This window comes from Streptomyces sp. NPDC054047 (assembly GCF_055585065.1).
Genome location: NZ_JBVJKV010000006.1, coordinates 315,717 through 334,950, shown reverse-complemented (window position 1 = coordinate 334,950; position 19,234 = coordinate 315,717). Strand labels below are relative to the sequence as shown.

The following is a 19,234-nucleotide window of genomic DNA, read 5'->3' as shown; positions in this document are numbered from 1 at the left end:
TACCGGCCGGTAGCCGATGTCAACTCCCGGCCGCCCGTTCGATGGCCGTCCCGCGCGGGGTGTTACGTTGCGCGTGCGGGGCGCAATCGCACGGGCGGGGAGAGAAACGCTATGGAGACCACCACACAGCAGACCGATCAGCAGCGGTCTGCCGAGCGCCGGCGGCGCGAGTTGCTGGAGGCCGCCGACCGGGTGGTGCTGCGTGACGGGCCCGGCGCCTCGATGAACGCGATCGCCGCCGAGGCCGGCATCACCAAGCCGATCCTGTACCGGCACTTCGGCGACAAGGGCGGACTGTACGCCGCGCTCGCCAAACGGCACACCGACGCGCTGCTCGAATCGCTGCGCGCCGCCCTGGACGCCCCGGCCGAGCGCAGGGAGCGGGTCGAGCAGACGCTCGACACCTACCTCGCGGCGATCGAGGCCCGTCCGCAGGTCTACCGCTTCCTGATGCACCCCTCGGACGCCCTCACCCCCGGCGAGCAGGGCTTCGACGTGGGCCTGCACTCCGCCCCGGTGCTTCGCCGGATGGGCGAGGAACTCGCTCAGGTCATCGAGGAGCGCGTCGACCTCGGTCCGGGCAGCGCGCAGCTCGCCCGCGTGTGGGGGCACGGCATCGTCGGCATGATGCACGCGGCCGGCGACTGGTGGCTGGGCGAACGGCCCTGCTCGCGCGCGGAGTTGGTCAGCAGCCTGGCCGATCTGCTGTGGGGGCGGCTCGCCGCGGCGGGCAACCGCATCGGCGGCCCCGGCTTCTGAGGACCGGCCGGCCGCCGAAGGCCGGCCGTTCGCCGAAGGTCAGCTGTTCGCCGAAGGTCAGCTGTTCCAGGACGCCTTGGCGGCGGCCCGCAGCACCCTGCGCCGCCGCCAGCCCGTGACGTGATCGGTGTAGACGCCGCCCTCCAGGTGGTCGCACTCGTGCTGCAGGCACCGCGCGAACCAGCCGGTGCCGTGCACCCGCAGGGGCTCCCCCCGCAGGTCGACGCCCTCCACCACCGCGTGGTCGAAGCGCGGCGTGGCTGCCTCAAGACCCGGCAGCGAGAGACAGCCCTCCGGACCGCGCACGACGACGCCGTCCACGTCCACTAGGCGCGGATTGACCACGTACCCGAGATGGCGCACATCGTCGTCGTCCGGGCAGTCGTACACGAAGACCCGCTGATTCACGCCGATCTGGTTGGCGGCCAGACCCACTCCCTGGGCGGCGTACATCGTGGCGTACATGTCCTCGACGAGCCGCGCCAGTTCGGCGTCGAAGGCGGTGACCTCCGCACAGGGCTTGTGCAGCACGGGGTCACCGAGCAGGGTCAGGGGTCGTACGCGCCCTGAGGCGCCCGGGATCGAGCCGCTTCGCATGGCCGCAAGGGTACGGTCCTTGGAGAGCCCCGGGGTCGGGGTGGTGCCGCGGTTCGGGCTAGTCAGTGGATCTCGATAGGCTGAGGTTCATCGCGTTGCCGGGGGCAGACGCGGCGCCGTACGCAAGGAGGATCCAGAACTGATGGCAGGCAACACGGACCCGCTGTCGCCGCGGGCCAAGCTGGCCGTGACGGCGGGCAAGGCGGCCGCGGCGGTATCGCGCGCGGCGGGCCGCGGCAGCGGATCGGTGATCGGCGGCCGCGTCTCACTCAAGCTCGACCCCGACCTGCTCGGGCGTCTTGCCACGCACCTGGACGTGGTGCTCGTCTCCGCCACGAACGGCAAGACGACCACGACCCGGCTGCTCGCCGAGGCGCTGCGCGCCAGCGGGCCCGTGGTGTCGAACGCGCTGGGCGCGAACATGCCGGCGGGAATCACCTCGGCCCTCGCGGGCGGCTCGGACGCCAGATTCGGCGTGATCGAGGTCGACGAGAAGTACCTCGCCGGTGTCGCTCGTGACGTGGAGCCGAAGGCGATCGCGCTCCTGAACCTCTCGCGCGACCAGCTGGACCGCGCCGCCGAGACGCGCATGATGGCGGAGGCCTGGCGCGAGGGCCTGGCAGGCTCCAAGGCGGTCGTGATCGCGAACGCGGACGACCCGCTGGTCGTCTGGGCCGCGTCCTCGTCGCCGAACGTCGTGTGGGTGGCCGCGGGCCAGGAGTGGAAGGACGACGCCTGGTCGTGCCCCTCCTGCGGCGGTGTGATGCAGCGTCCCGGGGACGACTGGTTCTGCGGCGAGTGCGGCTTCCGCCGCCCCGCGCCCAGCTGGGTGCTCTCCGGCGACCACGTCCTGGACCCGCACGGCTCGGCCTGGCCGATCCACCTCCAGCTGCCGGGCCGGGCGAACAAGGCGAACGCGACCACCTCGGCCGCCGTCGCCGCCGTCTTCGGCGTGCCGCCGCAGGTCGCCCTGGAGCGGATGTACCAGGTGCAGGCCGTCGCGGGACGCTATGACGTCGTGCAGTTCCAGGGCCGCGACCTGCGTCTGCTGCTCGCGAAGAACCCGGCGGGCTGGCTCGAGACGTTCTCGCTGATCGACCCGCCGCCCACCCCGGTGGTGCTCTCCGTGAACGCCCGCGGCGCCGACGGCACCGACACCTCCTGGCTGTGGGACGTCGACTACACCCGCCTGGCCGGTCACCCGATCTTCGTGCTGGGCGACCGCAAGCTGGACCTCGCGGTGCGTCTCGAGGTCGCGGGCCTGGACTTCCGGGTCTGCGAGTCCCTCGACGAGGCCGTGCAGCTGGCGCCGCCCGGACGGATCGAGACGATCGCGAACTACACCGCGTTCCAGGACCTGCGCCGCCGCGTCGGCAACTGACCCCACCGGACCCTCTAGACCCTCGTAGGGACGAATGAGCATGAGCGACAACAGCCTGCGGCTGGTGTGGGTCTACCCCGACCTGCTCAGCACGTACGGAGACCAGGGCAACGCCCTGGTCGTGGAGCGCCGCGCCCACCAGCGCGGCCTCCAGGTCGAGCGCTACGACGTGCGCAGCGACCAGCCGGTGCCCACCTCCGGCGACATCTACCTGATCGGTGGCGGTGAGGACCGCCCGCAGCGCCTGGCGGCCGAGCGGCTGCGCCGCGACGGCGGCCTGCAGCGGGCGGTGGGCAACGGCGCCATCGTCTTCTCGGTGTGCGCCGGCTACCAGATCCTGGGCAACGAGTTCATCAACGACCTCGGCCAGCGCGAGCCGGGCCTCGGCCTGCTCGACGTGGTCTCCACCCGCGGCGAGGGCGACCGGTGCGTCGGCGACGTCCTGGGCGACATCGACCCGCAGCTGGGCCTGCCCCCGCTGACCGGCTTCGAGAACCACCAGGGCATCACGCACATCGGCCCCTCCGCCCGCCCGTTCGCCCGCGTCTCACTGGGCCGCGGCAACGGCACGGGCGACGGCACCGAGGGCGCGTACAACGGCACGGTGTTCGGCACGTACATGCACGGCCCCGTCCTCGCCCGCAACCCGCTGATCGCGGACCTGCTCCTGAAGCTGGCCCTCGACGTGAACGCGCTGCCGCCGACGGACGACCGCTGGTACGACGCGCTGCGCGCCGAGCGCATGAACGCCGCGCAGCAGCCCGCCTGATGCCCACGCCGCACAGGTGAGCGGCACCGTCCAGCAGTCGGACGCCCGGTGCGGCCCCGCCCCCTCCCGCCTATAGGGTGGCGGGGTTCCAGCCGGACGACGTGGTCCGGACTTCGGCCCACGTTGCAAAGGTTTCCCGGGCTATGCGCATTGGTGTCCTCACCTCCGGCGGCGACTGCCCCGGTCTGAACGCCGTCATCCGTTCGGTCGTGCACCGCGCCGTCGTCGACCACGGCGACGAGGTCATCGGCTTCCACGACGGCTGGCGTGGCCTGCTCGAATGCGACTACCGCAAGCTCGACCTGGACGCGGTGGGCGGCATCCTGGCACGTGGCGGAACGATTCTCGGCTCGTCCCGGGTGCAGCCCGCGCATCTGCGCGACGGCGTCGAGCGGGCCAAGGGCCACCTCGCCGACCTGGGCCTGGACGCGGTCATCCCGATCGGCGGCGAAGGCACCCTGAAGGCCGCCCGGCTCCTGTCGGACGCCGGTCTGCCGATCGTCGGGGTGCCCAAGACCATCGACAACGACATCGCGGTCACCGACGTGACGTTCGGCTTCGACACCGCCGTCGGCGTGGCGACCGAGGCCCTCGACCGCCTCAAGACGACCGCCGAGTCGCACCAGCGGGTACTGATCGTCGAGGTCATGGGCCGGCACACCGGCTGGATCGCGCTGCACTCGGGCATGGCCGCGGGCGCGCACGCGATCGTCGTGCCGGAACGTCCCTTCGACATCGAGGAACTGGCGCGGAAGGTCGGCGAACGGTTCTCCGCGGGCAAGAAGTTCGCGATCGTCGTGGCCGCCGAGGGCGCCAAGCCCCGCGAGGGCTCGATGGCCTTCGACGAGGGCGTCAAGGACATGTACGGCCACGAGCGGTTCGCCGGCATCGCCCGCCAGCTCTCCATCGAGCTGGAGCAGCGCCTGGGCAAGGAGGCGCGCCCGGTGATCCTCGGGCACGTCCAGCGCGGCGGCACCCCCACCGCGTACGACCGTGTGCTCGCCACCCGCTTCGGCTGGCACGCCGTGGAGGCCGTGCACCGCGGCGAGTTCGGCAAGATGACCGCCCTGCGCGGCACGGACATCACGATGGTCCCGCTCGCCGAGGCCGTCGAGACGCTCAAGACGGTGCCCGACGAGCGCTACGCCGAGGCGGAGTGCGTGCTGTAGAGCCGCGCTCTTCCAGAGGCTCTTTTGGAAGGCCCTTTTCGAACGGCCCCCGGACGCGTCGGCGTCCGGGGGCCGTTCTAGTCTGGTGCGGACACACAGCGCACAACCGCACGAATCAGGAGCCAGTGGATGGATCACAGCGGGCACGGCATGAACATGGATCTGCCGCCGTTCACGCTGGGGCGCGGGCTCGAACTCTCGGCCGACCCCTTCTTCCTCATCGGCTGCCTGGTGGCTCTGGCCCTCTACGGCTGGGGCGTGGTCCGGCTCGTACGACGCGGTGACAAGTGGCCGGTCGGCCGCACCCTCTCCTTCGTGGCGGGCGTGCTGACCATCCTGCTGGTGATGTGCACCAAGCTGAACGACTACGGCATGGTCATGTTCAGCGTGCACATGGTGCAGCACATGGTCATCAGCATGCTGTCGCCGATCCTGATCCTGATGGGCGCCCCGATCACGCTGGCGCTGCGCGGCCTGCCGGTGGCGGCCCGCGGCCACAAGGGCCCGCGCGAGTGGCTGCTGTGGATCCTGCACAGCCGCTACATGAAGATCATCACGCACCCCGCGTTCACCATCCCGCTGTTCATCGCGAGCCTGTACGCGCTGTACTTCACGCCGATCTTCGACACCTTGATGGGGTCCAAGGTGGGCCACATCGGGATGATGGTGCACTTCCTCGCCGTCGGCCTGGTCTTCTTCTGGCCGATCATGGGCGTCGACCCGGGTCCGCACCGGCCCGGCTACATCATGCGGATGCTGGAGCTGTTCGCCGGCATGCCCTTCCACGCGTTCTTCGGCATCGCGCTGATGATGGCGTCCGAGCCGATGGTCGGCACGTACAAGAACCCGCCCGCGTCCCTGGGCATCGACGCGCTCGCCGATCAGACCGCCGCGGGCGGCATCGCGTGGGCGTTCAGCGAGGTGCCCTCCGTCCTGGTGCTGCTTGCGCTGCTCTTCCAGTGGTACCGCTCCGAACAGCGCCAGGCACGGCGCACGGACCGGGCCGCGGACCGTGACGGCGACAAGGAGCTGGAGGAGTACAACGCCTATCTCGCCTCACTGGCCGCGCGCGGGCGCTAGCGGCAAAGGGTCTTCGCGGGTCAGGATGGTCTCAGGCCGCGGTTTCGGCGTCGAGGCGCCGGGGCTGCCGGGAGGAGGCAGGGCGATGCCTGATTCGACGAAGACGATGGGTGTGTTCACCCTCGGAGGCTTGGTCGCGGTGACCGCGTACACGGTCGCGCTGGGGAGCAACGGCTGGCTGTGGTTCGGCTGGGTCGTCATCGGGATGCTCACAGTGGCGATGGTGCTCTCGCGCAGCACCCCCTGAGGGGCGCCGCACGGCGTCCGGCACGGTCGAACACCGTCAGAAGCGGAAGACGGCGCCCGTCGAGTTCCCCATCTCGCAGGCGTTGCCGAACGTCTTGTGCCAGCTGACCGGCTTGCCGCGGTGCAGCCCCGTCGCGCTCACCTCGACCGGGGCGTACTGCTTGGTGCAGATTCCCGGCTTCACCGGCAGCGCGTCGAAGTCGCCGCGCGCCGTGTCGATCGCCGCGCAGGCCTCGGCCGCGTGCGGATGGTGTGCGGGCCGCTGGGTCACGCAGTCGAGCAGCACCCCGCGGACCCAGGCGTTGTCGTCCCCGGTGACGGTGAGGAAGACGCCGCTCGACCGGCCGGGGGCCGTTCCCTCGGCCGCGTGGGCGGGCGCGGCCGCGGCCAGGCAGAGCAGCGCGGCGGCGGTGGCCAGGGCGGGGCGCGTACGGGGTGTGGGACAAGACCTCATGGGGACCTCCTGGGACGGGGACGAGCTGCGTCGGAGTCAGGCCAGGCCACCTCCGCACCCGCCGCCCGCCAAGGCGACACGCCGGGCGCTCACCCGTACGAGTCCGGCGCACGGCCCGGATGGGCGTCTGTCGGCCAAAGGGACCGGGTCGCCCGGCTTCGCTCCCTTCTCCCGTCGGGACGGCGCACCTAAACTGACCGCTGCGTGAGGACCCGTGACCTGCGACGACGCAGCACCCAGGCCGGTCCACCTACGTCAAGGAGCAACGGGTGTTCTACTACCTGCTCAAGTACGTCGTCCTGGGGCCGCTGCTGCGGCTCATGTTCCGGCCGCGCATCGAGGGGCTCGAGCACATACCGGAGAACGGCGCGGCGATCGTGGCGGGGAACCATCTCTCGTTCTCGGACCACTTCCTGATGCCCGCCATCATCAAGCGGAGGATCACCTTCCTGGCGAAGGCCGAGTACTTCACCGGGCCCGGCATCAGGGGCCGCCTCACGGCCGCGTTCTTCCACAGCGCCGGGCAGATCCCGGTGGACCGCTCCGGCAAGGAGGCGGGCCAGGCGGCGATCCGCGAGGGCCTGGGCGTGCTGCGCAAGGGGGAGCTGCTCGGCATCTACCCGGAGGGCACCCGGTCGCACGACGGGCGCCTGTACAAGGGCAAGGTCGGCGTCGCCGCGATGGCGCTCAAGGCCCAGGTGCCGGTGATCCCGTGCGCGATGATCGGCACGTTCGAGGCGCAGCCGCCGGGCCAGAAGATGCCGAACTTCCAGAAGGTGTCCATCCGCTTCGGCGCACCGCTGGACTTCTCGCGCTACGCGGGCATGGAGAACGAGAAGGCGGTGCTGCGCGCGGTCACGGACGAGATCATGTACGCCATTCTCGGCCTCTCCGGACAGGAGTACGTCGACAAGTACGCCGCGGTCGCCAAAGCGGAGGAGGCCGAGCGGGCCGCCGCGGCCGGCAGGCGCAGATTCCCCCGGATGCCGCTGAGTTGACGCCCTGACGTACGGTCCTGCCAACGAGCGGCACCGCGCGGACAAGACGCCTTGCCGGCACCAGGGGAGAAGAAGCGGATGAGCGAGCACAGCCTGTACACCAAGCTGATCGGGCTGCTGGACGAGCGGGGCGCGGCGTACCGCGTCATCGCGCACGAAGAAGAGGGCGCCACGGAGGCGGTGAGCGCGCTGCGGGGCAACACCCTCCAGCAGGCCGCCAAGTGCATCGTGGTGATGGTGAAGATCGGCAAGAAGACGAAGCGGTACGTGCTCGCGGTGGTGCCCGGCGACCGCCGCGTCGACCTGAACGCCGTCAAGCAGCTCCTGGGCGGTACGTACGCGGGCTTCGCCACGCAGGAGGCGGCCGAGCGGCTCGCGGGCAGCGTGAGCGGCACCATCCTGCCGTTCTCCTTCGACCCCGAGCTGGAACTGGTCGTGGACCCGGCGCTGCTCGCCCACGACGAGCTGTTCTTCAACGCGGCGCGTCTTGACCGTTCGCTGGCGCTGCGGACCGCTGACTACGAGGCGATCGCCGAGCCGCGTACGGCCGCGATCGCGCAGGAAGCGGCATAGCGAGGGAGACGGCACGGCGAAGGGGCGACCGGGAGGTCCCGGTCGCCCCTTGCCGACATGCCTAGCGGCAGGTCGTCACGGCTTGGGCGTGGCGTGCGGTGCGCACGTCACGTCCTTGCCGTCCACCTTGCCGGTCAGCAGGTAGGTGTCGACACGGTCGTTCAGGCACGGGTTGACCAGGTTCGTGATGCCGTGCGAGCCGGCGTCCTTCTCCGTGATCAGACGCGAGCCCTTGAACCGCTTGTGCAGCTCGACGGCACCCTCGTACGGGGTGGCCGCGTCGCGGGTCGACTGCGCGATGAGGACGGGCGGCAGGCCCTTGCCGGTCTTGACCTCGACCGGCTCGTGCTGCTTGCTCTTCCAGGTCGCGCAGGGCAGGTTCATCCAGGCGTTGGACCACGTCATGAACGGGTTGTCGCGGTGGATGCGGGTGTTGTCGCGGTCCCACTTCTTCCAGCTGGTGGGCCACTTGGCGTCCGCGCACTCGACGGCCGTGTAGACGGCGTTGCCGTTCTCCGACGCGATGTTGCCCGCGGTGTCCGACAGGTCGGGGCTGGCTGCCTCGATCAGCGGCTTGGAGTCACCGGCGACGTACTTGCTGAAGTTCGTCGCGATCCCCACCCAGGCGGAGTCGTAGTACGGAGCGCTCTGGAAGTACGCGATGAGCTCGGCGGGGCCGACCACTCCGCCCAGGGGCTCCTTCTTCGCGGCGGCGCGCAGCTTGTCCCAGTTCACGCTGACCTTCTCGGCGGTGTTGCCGAGGTGGAAGGTGGCGTCGTACTTGGCGACCCACGTCATCCAGTCCTTGAGACGGATCTCGAAGGCGACGTCCTGGTCGAGGTTGGCCTCGTACCAGATCTTCTTCTTCGAGGGGTTGACCACCGAGTCGACGACCATGCGGCGCACGTGCGTCGGGAACAGCGTTCCGTAGACCGCGCCGAGGTAGGTGCCGTAGGAGACGCCGAGGAAGTTCAGCTTCTTCTCGCCGAGCGCGGCCCGGATGACGTCCAGGTCACGTGCGGTGTTCGGCGTCGTCATGTGCGGCAGCATCTCGCCGCTGCGCTCGGCGCAGCCGTCCGCGTACTCGGCGGCGAGCTTGCGCTGGGCGCGCTTGTCCGCCTCGGAGTCCGGCACCGGGTCGAGCTTGGGGGCCTTGACGAACTCCTGCGGGTCGACGCAGGAGATGGGCGCCGAGCGGCCGACACCGCGCGGGTCGAAGCCCACGAAGTCGTAGGCCTTGGCCGTCTTCTCCCAGAGCTTGGCCTTGGTGGCCACGCGGTTGGGGAAGCGGAGCCCGGAACCGCCGGGGCCGCCGGGGTTGTAGACGAGCGCGCCCTGGCGCTCCTTCTTCGTCCCGGTGTTGCCGATGTGGTCCACGGCGAGTTTGATCTTCTTGCCGTTGGGCTTGGCGTAATCGACCGGGACGGTCACCCAGCCGCACGTGACGGCCTTCTCCAGACCCCAGTCGGCCGGGCACGCCTGCCAGTCGATGCCGGCCTTGGCGGCGCGCTGCGCGGCGAGCGCGACACCGCGCGCCTCCGAGCTGGTGCGCTGGCGGGCGTCAGCGCCGGCGCTGCTCCGGGCGTCCGCATTGGCGACGGGCGCCATGATCGCGCCCGCTATGAGCGAGCCCGTGATCAGCGTGCCGGCTGCGCCGAATGCTGTGGTGCGTCTCAACTGGTTCCTCCCCCTGTCGATTTACCTGTCGATTTTCGAACAGTAGGAGGATCCTGTCGGTCGGAGGGTTCAGTGCGACAGACGGGGCGGGTGTTTCTTTACCAATCCGATAGACGGTGCAGGGAACTCCGCTCAGCGGATATGCCCCTGTTCACGTGAGTGTGCGCAGCGCCTCGTCGAGGACGCGGCGGACCCGTAGCGCGTCGGGGGCGAGTGCCGTGACGAGCACGGCCGGACCGGCGAGGGGCGTGAGTGCGGTCGCTTCGGCGAGGAGGGTGGGCTCGGGCCTGTGGTGCTCGAATTCCGGGCGTACGATCACGAGTTGGCCGATCGCCCGGTGGCCCGCCAGGACCGCCGGGCCGTCCCAGCCGCCGGGTGCTCCGGGGCCGCACGACAGTTCCTGGTCGAGGAGCAGGCGGCCCGCCCTGCGCACGGTCAGGCGGCTGCTGAGGCGTCCCGGCTCTTCGCCGGTCCGGCCTAGTACCTGCTCCTCCCGCAGCACGAGGCTCGCGCTCGCGGCGAGCTCGGCCCGCGTGGTGACCCGCAGGTCGCTGTCGCGTACGGAGATCAACTGCTCCGGCAGCCAGCACAGTTCCGCGCCGTCACCGACCGTGAGCCGCACGTCGTACCGCGCCGCCTCCTTCGACTGCCCCGGCAGGGCGAGCGTGGCGGCGGCCGAGCCGATGTGCAGCCGGGCCCCTTCCTCGGCGGCGGCCTCGACGGTGAGGTGGTCGCCCCCGAGGGGGCCGCTCATCGCTCCGACGAGGGTGACCTGGGCGCCCACGCCGGCCGACCGGGTGCGGCGCGGGGCGAGCGGCCCCTCTCCGTCGAGCACGGGCAGGACGGTGCCGCCCCGCCCGTTGCCCCGGGCGGTGATGCGGGCGATGCCGCGTACCCCGGATGCCGCGACGGCGTGCACGGTCATGCGGACGCGGTCCAGGCGGCGTACTGGGCACGCACCCAGGCCGCGACGGGCCCGATGCCCTCGTCCGACCGCAACGACTGGAAGATCACCGGCAGTTCGGCGCGCTGGGCCTTGGCGTCCGCGGCCATCCGGGCGAGGTCGGAGCCGACGTGCGGGGCGAGGTCGGTCTTGTTGACGACGAGCAGGTCGGCGGTGGTGACGCCGGGGCCGCCCTTGCGCGGGATGTCGTCGCCGCCCGCGACGTCGATGACGAAGATCTGCGCGTCGACGAGGCCCTTGGAGAAGGTGGCGGTGAGATTGTCGCCGCCGGACTCGACGAGGATCAGGTCCAGCGGCCCGACCTCGTCCTCCAGGTCCTCCACGGCCTCCAGGTTGGCGGAGATGTCGTCGCGGATCGCGGTGTGCGGGCAGGCGCCGGTCTCCACTGCGGTGATCCGCTCGGGCGGCAGCACGGCCTCGCGCAGCAGGAACTCCGCGTCCTCGCGGGTGTAGATGTCGTTCGTGACGACGGCGAGGGAGCGCTCGTCGCGCAGCTCCTTGCAGAGCGCGGCGACGGTGGCGGTCTTGCCGGATCCGACGGGTCCGCCGAGCCCGATCCGCAGGGCGCGGCGGCGCCCGTCGGGGCGGTGCGCGTCGGCGCTCACGGCGGTGGACTCGTCGTGGGAGTGATCGAGATGCATGTGCGACTCCTCTGTGGTTCAGCAGTTCATTGCGCCTTGCGCGACGGGCTGGTGGGGTGCCTCGTGCGCCGGAGGGAGGCCTGGCCAGGAGCTAGGAAGCGAACAGCCGCGCGGGCCAGGCCGCATGCGCCTCCGCCCCGACCTCCAGGAGCGGCGCGGATGCCGCGGGCAACGCGTCGACTCCGTCCGCCAGGGCCTCCCGGCCCGCCTCCGCCGCCGCCCGGGCGACGAGGTCGAGCTCGGGTGCCAGCCGGGCCAGGACGCCCGTGGCGTCGAAGGGGTCCAGGCTCAGCAACCGCACGGTCGCCGTCGCGGGCCCGCTCACACACTCGTACGCGGAGCAGTACGCGGCGTCCTGGGCCCCCAGCCCCGCCGACCGGGCGGCGAGGCCGAGCACGACGGGCTGGTGCGCTCCCTTGGGCTTCGCGGCGGCCAGCCGGTCCAGCGAGGGATCGGGCCACGCGGCGCGCGCGGCCCGCATCATCTGCCGCCCCAGCCGCCGCCCGGCGACCCGCAGCGCGGCCGAGGGCGTCCGCGCGTCGGCGGCCTCGTCCAGCTCCAGTGGATCGATCCCCAGCGCGGCGGCCGCCGCCAGCGCGGCGGAGACCAGCCCCGTCGTGTGCAGCCGTCCCCGGCAGAATTCCTCCAGGGTGGCCGCGCCGGTGACGCGCCCCGCCTTGACGGCCTCTTCGGCCCCGCCGGAGTGCGCGTGCCCTCCGGCGGGGAACCGGCCGTCGGCCAGGACGAGCAGTGCGGCTCTGGACATATCAGCGCCCGTCAGAACAGGAAGTACCGCTGCGCGAGCGGCAGTTCGGCTGCGGGCGACGGCTCGACGAGCTCCCCGTCGATGGTGACGGCAAAGCTGTCGGGAGCGACCTCCACCCTCGGCAGGGCGTCGTTCTCGCGCATGTCCGCCTTCGTGCGTCCGCGCGTCGAGCGGATCGCCCTGAACTCCTTGGCCAGGCCGAGGCGTTCGGGCAGGCCGTCGTCCAGCGCCGACTGGGTCACGAAGTTGAAGGAGTTCAGCCCGGGCGCCCTGCCGTGCGCGCCGAACATGGGGCGCGGGAGCACCGGCTGCGGCGTGGGAATGGACGCGTTGGCGTCGCCCATCTGCGCGTAGGCGATCTGCCCGCCCTTGATGACCAGCTGCGGCTTGACGCCGAAGAACGCCGGGGCCCACAGCACCAGGTCGGCGAGCTTGCCGCTCTCGACCGAGCCGATCTCGTGGTCGACGCCCTGCGCGACCGCCGCGTTGATCGTGTACTTGGCGACGTAGCGACGTGCACGACGGTTGTCCGCCCGGGTGTCCCCCGGCAGGAAGCCGCGCCGCCGCTTCATCACGTGCGCGGTCTGCCAGGTGCGCATGACGACCTCGCCGATGCGGCCCATGGCCTGCGAGTCCGAGGACATGATCGAGATGGCACCGAGGTCGTGCAGGATGTCCTCGGCCCCGATGGTGGTGGGCCGGATCCGCGACTCGGCGAAGGCGAGATCCTCGGGGACCGCCGGGTTGAGGTGGTGACAGACCATCAGCATGTCGAGGTGTTCCTCGATGGTGTTGACGGTGTGCGGCCGGGTCGGGTTGGTGGAGCTGGGCAGCATGTTCGGCAGGGAGACCGCCGTGATCATGTCCGGGGCGTGCCCGCCGCCCGCGCCCTCGACGTGGAAGGCGTGCAGGGTGCGGCCGGCGACGGCCTTGAACGTGTCGCCGACGAAGCCCGCTTCGTTGAGGGTGTCGGTGTGGACGGCGAGCTGGGCCCCGGTGTCCTCACAGACGTTCAGGCAGGCGTCGATCGTGGCCGGGGTCGCGCCCCAGTCCTCGTGGATCTTGAAGCTGACGGCTCCGGCGCGCAGTTGGGCGTGCATGGACTCGCTGGAGACCGTGTTGCCCTTGCCGAGGAAGCCGATGTTGACGGGGCTGGACTCCAACGCCGCGAACATCCGGGCCAGGTGCCATGCGCCGGGGGTGATCGTGGTGGCCTTGCTGCCCTCGGCCGGTCCGGTGCCGCCGCCGATGAGGGTGGTGACGCCGGAGGCGAGCGCCTCGTCGACGATGGTCGGCGAGATGAAGTGGATGTGGGTGTCGATGGCGCCGGCGGTGAGGATCTTCCCGTTGCCCGCGATGACTTCGGTCTCCGGGCCGATGACGAGATCGGGGTGTACGCCGTCCATCGTGTCCGGGTTGCCGGACTTGCCGATGCCGGTGATGCGGCCGTCGCGTATGCCGACGTCGGCCTTGACGACGCCCCAGTGATCGATGATGACGGCGCCGGTGATGACGGTATCGGGGGCCCCTTCGGCGCGCGTCGTGCGCGACTGGCCCATCGACTCGCGGATGACCTTGCCGCCGCCGAACACCGACTCGTCGCCGGAGAGTCCGGGGCCGCCGGAGCGGTCCTCCTCGATCTCGACGAGCAGGTCGGTGTCGGCGAGGCGGATCCGGTCGCCCGTGGTGGGGCCGAACAGGTCGGCGTACGCGGCGCGGGACAGCTCAGGCATCGAGGGGACCTCCGGTCTCGCCGCGCAGTCCGGGCACGATGCGCAGGCCGGCCAGGGGGACGAGTTCGACGTCGACGGGGATTCCGGGCTCGAAGCGCACTGCGGTGCCCGCGGCGATGTTGAGCCGCTTGCCGTGCGCGGCGGCGCGGTCGAAGTCGAGGCCGGGGTTGGCCTCGGCGAAGTGGTAGTGGGAGCCGACCTGGACGGGGCGGTCGGCGGCGTTGAGGACGGTGAGGGCGGTGACCTCGCGGCCCACGTTGTAGGCGACGGGCTCGTCGGCGAAGAGGATCTCGCCGGGTACGAGGGGCTGGGCGGGACTCATGCGGCCGGCCCCCGTCAGACGATCGGGTCGTGGACGGTGACGAGCTTGGTGCCGTCCGGGAAGGTGGCCTCGACCTGGACGTCGTGGATCATCTCCGGGATGCCGCCCATGACGTCGTCCCGGGTGAGCACCTTGCGTCCCGAGGACATGAGTTCGGCGACGGTGCGGCCGTCGCGCGCGCCTTCGAGGATGTGGGACGTGATGAGGGCGATCGCCTCGGGGTGGTTGAGCAGCAGCCCCCGCGCCCTTCGCTTCTCGGCCACGTCCGCGGCCACATGGATGAGCAGTCTCTCCTGCTCGTGCGGGGTCAGTTGCACGCGTCCCACCTCACAGTCCTCGCTCCGGACCGTGCGGGGTCCGGCTGCCGCGGCCACCGCGACGGATATAGATGTAACACACAGGCAGTGCGCTCGATCTTGCGCACCCCGGTTACGAAATCCCCTGGTGGCGTGGCATCGCAGGCTAGTTGGGAGGAGTTTCAACGAGGTTAACCAGCGCTTGACCGCTCCATGACCGTCAGCTGGGCTGCCCCATACTCATCAGGCCGCGCAAGCCGTCCTCCAGCGCGTCGAGCGGAACATCGTCGAAGAGCGCCAGTTGCGCGGCGAAGCCCTGGGCGGTGGCGACCATGACCCGCGCGACGTGGTCGGCCGGGATGTCGTCGCGCATCATGCCCGCGGCCTGATACCCCTCGACGATCTTCACCCAGGCCACCCGCACCCTGGCGTACCCCTGGTTCATCACGGCGGCGAGTTCCTTGTTGCGCAGGGTCTCCGCCCAGACCTGGACGATCAGCCGCGGGAAGTACGAGGCCTCCCCCTCCTCGACCCCCGTCCTCCGGCTGAGCACCTGGCTCAGCGCACGGCCGACGAGCACGTCCGGCGGGGGCGGCGGGGTCTCCTTGGCCGCGGCCTCGAAGGTCGCCTGGATCCACTCCAGGACCTCGCCGACGATCGCCCCGATCAGCTCTTCCTTGCCCCCGAAGTAGCGGTAGACCGCTCCGGCCGAGAGGCCGACCTCCTTGAGCACGTCCTGCATCGAGGTGGCGTGGAAGCCATTGCGGGCGAAGCAGAGGGCGGCGCCGTCGATGATCTGGCGGCGGCGTGCGTCGAGGTGCTCCTGGGATACGCGGGCCATACCGCCAAAACTAAAACGAACATTCATTCTTGACAAGCGGCGCGCCCGGAAGCACAGTGTGGGCATCTCGTAAAACGAACGATCCTTCTCTTTAACTCGCGAAGATCCCGAAGGAGCTCAGCTCATGTCCACGTCGGTCGCCACCCCGCCTCCGCAGGGCCGCCGCATGGTGGCGGTGGCCCTCCTGGTCTCCGCGCTCGTGGCCCTCGCCCTGTGGGCCTTCGCCTGGCCCGCCGCCAGGACCGCCCCCCGCGACCTGCCACTCGGCGTCGCGGGTCCCGCCGCGGCGGCGGCGCCACTCCAGGCCAAACTCGCCCAGCACGAGGGCGCGTTCGAGATCCATCGGTACGCCGATGAAGCCGCGGCCCGCGACGCCATCGAGGACCGGGCCGTATACGGCGCGGTGGTCGTCACCCCGCGGGGCATGGAACTGCTGACCGCGACGGCCGCGAGCCCGGTGGTCGCCCAGCTACTGGAGCAGGCGGTGGCCGGTCAGGCACCGAAGGGGGCCGAGGTGACCACCACCGACGTGGTGGCCGCGCCCGCGAACGACCCGCGGGGCTCCGCCCTCGGGGCGAGCGTGCTGCCGCTGGTGATCGCGGGGGTCGCGGCCGGTGCGATCGTGACGATGCTCGGCCTGCGCGGCATCCGCGCGGTGGCCTCCCTTGCCCTTGCCGCCGCGCTGGTCGGCGTGGTCGCCGCCGCCGTGACCCACAGCTGGCTCGGCGTACTGACGGGCAACTGGTGGGCGGAGGCAGGGGTGTTGAGCCTCTCGACGCTCGCGGTGGGCGGCATCGTCGCCGGGTGCGCCGCGCTCCTGGGCCCGGCGGGCATCGGGGTCGGCGCGCTGACGATGGTGCTCCTCGGCAACCCGTTCTCCGGCGTGACGTCCGCGCCGCAGCTGCTGCCCGAACCGGTCGGATTCCTCGGCCAGTTGCTGCCGCCCGGCGCCGGGGGCACCCTGCTGCGCTCGGTCTCCTTCTTCGACGGCGCGCGCGTCACGGGCCCCCTCGTCACCCTCGCCGTCTGGGCCCTGCTCGGCCTGACGGCCGTGCTGCTCGGTGCGCTCCGCCGCCGCCCCGCCGCCGCGGCCCGCGACGAGTCGCCGACCGCGGCGAGGGAAGCGGTGCCGGCCGCCTGACCCGGCAGCACACAGGGCCCGGCAGCACACAGAGACGGCCGTACGCCTCCGCTGTAGCGGACGGGGGCGTACGGCCTTTCGCGTACCCAATCGCCCTACGGCTACGTCGCGTTGGGACCGCGGTGCTCGGCGGCGATGCCGAAACCCCGCCGCTCCCCCGCACCGGACGCCGGGGACGAGGTCGAGCGCAGCGCCGACACGGAGCTGACCACCTGCTCCTCCTCCGCGTCCGGCAGCGCCTCGAGCCGTTCCAGGTCGGCGGCGGAGACAAGGGCCACGAGTGGCTTGCCATGGCGGGTGACGACCACCCGCTCACCGCCATAGACGACGCGGTTGATCAGATCGGCGAGCTCTGCACGGGCTTGCGTCACCGGAATCTCGTAGGCCATGCTCCCCAGCTTAACCGCCGCCCCGCGCCCCGATCCGGCCCGCGCCAAACGGATACGCCGCAGGTCAGGGGCGCACCCGAGGCGGGTGAGCGATGCGGCCGACGCGTCCCGTCGCTCCCCGGCGGCTGCAACTACTGAGGGCCGTCGCCGCGTTCGACGTCATGCTGGGCCAGGAGCGTGAGGAGTTCCGCCACGGCGAGGCCTGATTCGGCGGGGTGACGCAGGATCGTCCCCGCTTCGATGCGGTAGGCGTTGGAGCGGCCCTGGCGTGTGTGGGAGAGATATCCACCCTCCTCCAGATCGGAAACGATCTTCTGTACGGCACGCTCGGTGAGATGGCAGCGCGCGGCGATGTCCCGGATGCGCGTGGCGGGGTCGGCGGCGATCGCGGCCAGCACACGGGCGTGGTTGGTCAGGAACGTCCAACCGACGTGTGGTTCAGGTACTGCACCCATGCCTCCAAGATAGGGCCTTTGATTCACGTATTCAAAAAGACGAACTACATTTCCGGTATCTCTTGACGGGTGAACCCCGCCGGACCCACGCTGAGTGAGGTGACGACGCACGGACGCATACGGAGTGGCCGCCATGACAGAACACGCACTTCCTGCGCCGGTCGCGCAGGACAGCGAAGCCACCCACGCCGCGTCCCCCGCCCTGCCGGGCCATGGCGTCGAGGACGCCCAGCCGGATCCGCGCGTCGAACTGGGTCAGCTGCGGCGGGCCATGCGGACACGGCCCGTCATCGACATGGCCCGCGGCATCCTGATGGCCTCCTTCGGCCTGGGCGCCGACGACGCGTGGAGCGTCCTGGTCTCGGTCTCCCAGAACACGAACACCAAGCTGCATATCGTGGCCGCCGACCTGGTCGGCGCCGCCACGGGAGGCAGGATCCCCAGGCCGCTCCGCCGGCAGCTGGCCGCGGCGGTCGCCCAGCTGCGGCCGCCGACGGCGGCGCCCCACGCCGAGGAGAGATGAGCCCGCAGGAACATGGGCCCCTCCCTTCTCCCGGCTCTCCCGGCGCTCATCGGTTTCCCTCCGCCCGGCGAGGGCACTCGTGCCCCGGTTCCGTACCGGTCCGGACAGAGGCCGACTCCACCCCCGAGGGAGGCGTTGATGGAGTGGATGACAAGCGCGCTCTGCGCGCGCGAGGACCCCGAGCTGTTCTTCCCCGTCAGCGTGAGCGGCCCAGCGCTGCGCGAGGAGCTGGCCGCCAAGCGGGTCTGCCTGCGCTGCCCCGTGCTCCGCCCCTGCCTCACCTGGGCTCTCGACAGCGGGCAGGCCTACGGCGTCTGGGGCGGCACCAGCGCGGAGGAGCGTGCGGCGCTGCGCCGCAAGGGCGACACGAACCACAAGGACGCCAAGGACGGCGTGCCCGCACGCGCACCCCTCAGTTCTGCAGAGCGGTGATCCGCAACGGCACCGAGTGCACCAGGAACTCCGGCGCCGGCTCGCGCTGACTGACCTCCGCCCACCACGCCCCGCCGTCCTCCATGTGCCGCAGCAGCACGCCCTCACGGATGGCCCAGGGGCAGATGGTGACCGACTTGACGCCCGTCAGCTTCATCGCCGTGTGCCCCACGATCGCCCCGGCCAGGCTCTGCACGGCCCGCGGCGCCGACACCCCCGGCAGCCTGGCGCGCTCGGCCGCCGGGAGCGCGGCGAGCCGGTCGCGGCAGGCACGCAGTTCCGCTCGGCTCAACTGCCGTGCCATGAAGGGCCCGTGGCGGCCGGGCGCGGCGCCCCCGAGCCGCGCCAGCTGCTGGAACGTCCGCGACGTGGCCACCGCGGTGCGCGGCCCTTCCCAGCGGATCCGCGCGGCGACGTCCCGCAGCTGGTGGCGCACCTTGCGCCGCAGCGCCTTCACGCTCTGTTCGGTCGGCGGGTCCTGGCCCTCGAAGAACTCCCGGGTCAGCCGGCGCGCGCCCAGGGGCAGCGAGGCCACGTAGTCCGGAAGCCGCCCGCGCCCGAAGGCCACCTCGAGCGAGCCGCCCCCGATGTCGAACAGCGCGAGGGGCCCGGCCCGCCAGCCCATCCACCGGCGGGCCCCCAGGAAGGTGAGTTCGGCCTCCACCTCGCCGGGCATGGTGCACAGCGCCACGCCGGTCTCCTCGCGGGTCGTCCGCAACACGTCAAGCCGGTTGGGCGCACTGCGTACGACGGTCGTGGCGAAGGCGAGCGGCTCCTCCGAGCCCCAGCGCCGTGCGGTCGCGGCGGCCTCGGAGACCGCTGTCACCAGCTGCCCCACGGATTCCTCGGGGATCTCCCCGCTCGGCCCGACCTCCTCGGAGAGTCTCAGCTTCCATTTGGCGGTGTGGACCGGCAACGGCACACCGTCCTTCGCGTCCACGACGACCAGCCGGACCGCGTTCGAGCCCACATCCATCACACTCATTCGCATGTGACTCTGAGTACCCATCAGGCCACGCGTCAGTCAC

At 71.3% G+C, this 19,234-nt stretch carries 24 protein-coding genes; 11 read left to right on the top strand and 13 right to left on the bottom strand.

Annotated elements, in window-relative coordinates:
* Positions 1–111: 111 nt before the first annotated feature.
* Positions 112–759: a TetR/AcrR family transcriptional regulator gene (locus ACZ6ZP_RS23930; protein ID WP_351164324.1), complete on the top strand. Its 648-nt coding sequence runs from the start codon at positions 112–114 to the stop codon at positions 757–759.
* Between the two features lie 57 nt (positions 760–816).
* On the opposite strand, the gene def is transcribed toward ACZ6ZP_RS23930, so the two are convergent.
* A complete protein-coding gene (gene def / locus ACZ6ZP_RS23925; RefSeq protein WP_351164322.1) occupies positions 817–1,356 on the bottom strand; it encodes a peptide deformylase in 540 nt (179 codons plus the stop codon).
* Positions 1,357–1,498: 142 nt separating this feature from the next.
* On the opposite strand from def, the gene ACZ6ZP_RS23920 reads away from it, so the two are divergent.
* The 5 genes from ACZ6ZP_RS23920 to ACZ6ZP_RS23900 all read left to right on the top strand — a co-directional run bounded on the left by ACZ6ZP_RS23920 (position 1,499) and on the right by ACZ6ZP_RS23900 (position 6,002).
* Positions 1,499–2,737 (top strand): MurT ligase domain-containing protein, encoded by a 1,239-nt coding sequence (locus ACZ6ZP_RS23920; RefSeq protein ID WP_249585950.1) that lies wholly within the window; start codon positions 1,499–1,501, stop codon positions 2,735–2,737.
* 40 nt (positions 2,738–2,777) lie between these two features.
* Positions 2,778–3,506, top strand: a complete 729-nt coding sequence (locus ACZ6ZP_RS23915; RefSeq protein ID WP_351164321.1) for a type 1 glutamine amidotransferase — start codon at positions 2,778–2,780, stop codon at positions 3,504–3,506.
* Between the two features lie 143 nt (positions 3,507–3,649).
* Positions 3,650–4,675 (top strand): 6-phosphofructokinase, encoded by a 1,026-nt coding sequence (locus ACZ6ZP_RS23910; RefSeq protein ID WP_351164320.1) that lies wholly within the window; start codon positions 3,650–3,652, stop codon positions 4,673–4,675.
* A gap of 129 nt (positions 4,676–4,804) precedes the next feature.
* Positions 4,805–5,755, top strand: coding sequence for a cytochrome c oxidase assembly protein (locus tag ACZ6ZP_RS23905; protein ID WP_351164319.1), 951 nt, complete (start codon positions 4,805–4,807; stop codon positions 5,753–5,755).
* Between the two features lie 85 nt (positions 5,756–5,840).
* Positions 5,841–6,002 (top strand): hypothetical protein, encoded by a 162-nt coding sequence (locus ACZ6ZP_RS23900; protein WP_351164318.1) that lies wholly within the window; start codon positions 5,841–5,843, stop codon positions 6,000–6,002.
* Between the two features lie 36 nt (positions 6,003–6,038).
* Here ACZ6ZP_RS23900 and ACZ6ZP_RS23895 read toward each other — a convergent pair whose 3' ends face one another.
* Positions 6,039–6,455, bottom strand: coding sequence for an SSI family serine proteinase inhibitor (locus ACZ6ZP_RS23895; protein ID WP_361466880.1), 417 nt, complete (start codon positions 6,453–6,455; stop codon positions 6,039–6,041).
* A gap of 269 nt (positions 6,456–6,724) precedes the next feature.
* On the opposite strand from ACZ6ZP_RS23895, the gene ACZ6ZP_RS23890 reads away from it, so the two are divergent.
* Together ACZ6ZP_RS23890 and ACZ6ZP_RS23885 are read left to right on the top strand one after the other, a co-directional pair.
* Positions 6,725–7,453 (top strand): lysophospholipid acyltransferase family protein, encoded by a 729-nt coding sequence (locus tag ACZ6ZP_RS23890; RefSeq protein WP_351164316.1) that lies wholly within the window; start codon positions 6,725–6,727, stop codon positions 7,451–7,453.
* A gap of 78 nt (positions 7,454–7,531) precedes the next feature.
* Positions 7,532–8,026: a YbaK/EbsC family protein gene (locus ACZ6ZP_RS23885; RefSeq protein WP_351164315.1), complete on the top strand. Its 495-nt coding sequence runs from the start codon at positions 7,532–7,534 to the stop codon at positions 8,024–8,026.
* Between the two features lie 75 nt (positions 8,027–8,101).
* Here ACZ6ZP_RS23885 and ACZ6ZP_RS23880 read toward each other — a convergent pair whose 3' ends face one another.
* From ACZ6ZP_RS23880 to ACZ6ZP_RS23845, 8 genes are all read right to left on the bottom strand, one after another.
* A complete protein-coding gene (locus ACZ6ZP_RS23880) occupies positions 8,102–9,703 on the bottom strand; it encodes an alpha/beta hydrolase (protein WP_469408281.1) in 1,602 nt (533 codons plus the stop codon).
* A gap of 151 nt (positions 9,704–9,854) precedes the next feature.
* Positions 9,855–10,628, bottom strand: coding sequence for an urease accessory protein UreD (locus tag ACZ6ZP_RS23875; protein WP_469408280.1), 774 nt, complete (start codon positions 10,626–10,628; stop codon positions 9,855–9,857).
* Positions 10,625–11,308 (bottom strand): urease accessory protein UreG, encoded by a 684-nt coding sequence (gene ureG, locus ACZ6ZP_RS23870; RefSeq protein ID WP_351164311.1) that lies wholly within the window; start codon positions 11,306–11,308, stop codon positions 10,625–10,627. Before ureG ends, ACZ6ZP_RS23875 begins: the two co-directional genes overlap by 4 nt.
* A 91-nt stretch (positions 11,309–11,399) precedes the next feature.
* On the bottom strand, positions 11,400–12,074 hold the full coding sequence (locus ACZ6ZP_RS23865) for an urease accessory protein UreF (RefSeq protein WP_399980800.1): 675 nt from the start codon (positions 12,072–12,074) through the stop codon (positions 11,400–11,402).
* 11 nt (positions 12,075–12,085) lie between these two features.
* Entirely contained in the window at positions 12,086–13,807 is a 1,722-nt protein-coding gene (locus ACZ6ZP_RS23860) for an urease subunit alpha (RefSeq protein WP_469408277.1), read from the bottom strand.
* On the bottom strand, positions 13,800–14,129 hold the full coding sequence (locus ACZ6ZP_RS23855; RefSeq protein ID WP_351164307.1) for an urease subunit beta: 330 nt from the start codon (positions 14,127–14,129) through the stop codon (positions 13,800–13,802). Before ACZ6ZP_RS23855 ends, ACZ6ZP_RS23860 begins: the two co-directional genes overlap by 8 nt.
* 14 nt (positions 14,130–14,143) lie before the next feature.
* Entirely contained in the window at positions 14,144–14,446 is a 303-nt protein-coding gene (locus ACZ6ZP_RS23850) for an urease subunit gamma (RefSeq protein WP_135330105.1), read from the bottom strand.
* A gap of 199 nt (positions 14,447–14,645) precedes the next feature.
* Positions 14,646–15,266 (bottom strand): TetR/AcrR family transcriptional regulator, encoded by a 621-nt coding sequence (locus tag ACZ6ZP_RS23845; protein ID WP_366463873.1) that lies wholly within the window; start codon positions 15,264–15,266, stop codon positions 14,646–14,648.
* Positions 15,267–15,390: 124 nt separating this feature from the next.
* On the opposite strand from ACZ6ZP_RS23845, the gene ACZ6ZP_RS23840 reads away from it, so the two are divergent.
* Positions 15,391–16,407, top strand: a complete 1,017-nt coding sequence (locus ACZ6ZP_RS23840; RefSeq protein WP_361466863.1) for an ABC transporter permease — start codon at positions 15,391–15,393, stop codon at positions 16,405–16,407.
* Between the two features lie 101 nt (positions 16,408–16,508).
* On the opposite strand, the gene ACZ6ZP_RS23835 is transcribed toward ACZ6ZP_RS23840, so the two are convergent.
* Complete coding sequence (locus tag ACZ6ZP_RS23835; protein WP_351164304.1) at positions 16,509–16,796, bottom strand: type II toxin-antitoxin system Phd/YefM family antitoxin; 288 nt, start codon at positions 16,794–16,796, stop codon at positions 16,509–16,511.
* A 131-nt stretch (positions 16,797–16,927) separates the two neighbouring features.
* Positions 16,928–17,251, bottom strand: a complete 324-nt coding sequence (locus ACZ6ZP_RS23830) for a helix-turn-helix transcriptional regulator (protein WP_351164302.1) — start codon at positions 17,249–17,251, stop codon at positions 16,928–16,930.
* Between the two features lie 133 nt (positions 17,252–17,384).
* Here ACZ6ZP_RS23830 and ACZ6ZP_RS23825 point away from each other — a divergent pair, with 133 nt between their 5' ends.
* Entirely contained in the window at positions 17,385–17,774 is a 390-nt protein-coding gene (locus ACZ6ZP_RS23825; protein WP_469408273.1) for an ANTAR domain-containing protein, read from the top strand.
* Positions 17,775–17,912: 138 nt separating this feature from the next.
* Positions 17,913–18,206 carry a WhiB family transcriptional regulator gene (locus ACZ6ZP_RS23820; RefSeq protein ID WP_351164300.1) on the top strand — a complete coding sequence of 98 codons (294 nt, stop codon included), beginning with the start codon at positions 17,913–17,915 and terminating at the stop codon, positions 18,204–18,206.
* On the opposite strand, the gene ACZ6ZP_RS23815 is transcribed toward ACZ6ZP_RS23820, so the two are convergent.
* On the bottom strand, positions 18,187–19,197 hold the full coding sequence (locus tag ACZ6ZP_RS23815; RefSeq protein ID WP_351164299.1) for a Ppx/GppA family phosphatase: 1,011 nt from the start codon (positions 19,195–19,197) through the stop codon (positions 18,187–18,189). The genes ACZ6ZP_RS23820 and ACZ6ZP_RS23815 overlap by 20 nt on opposite strands.
* Positions 19,198–19,234 lie beyond the last annotated feature (37 nt).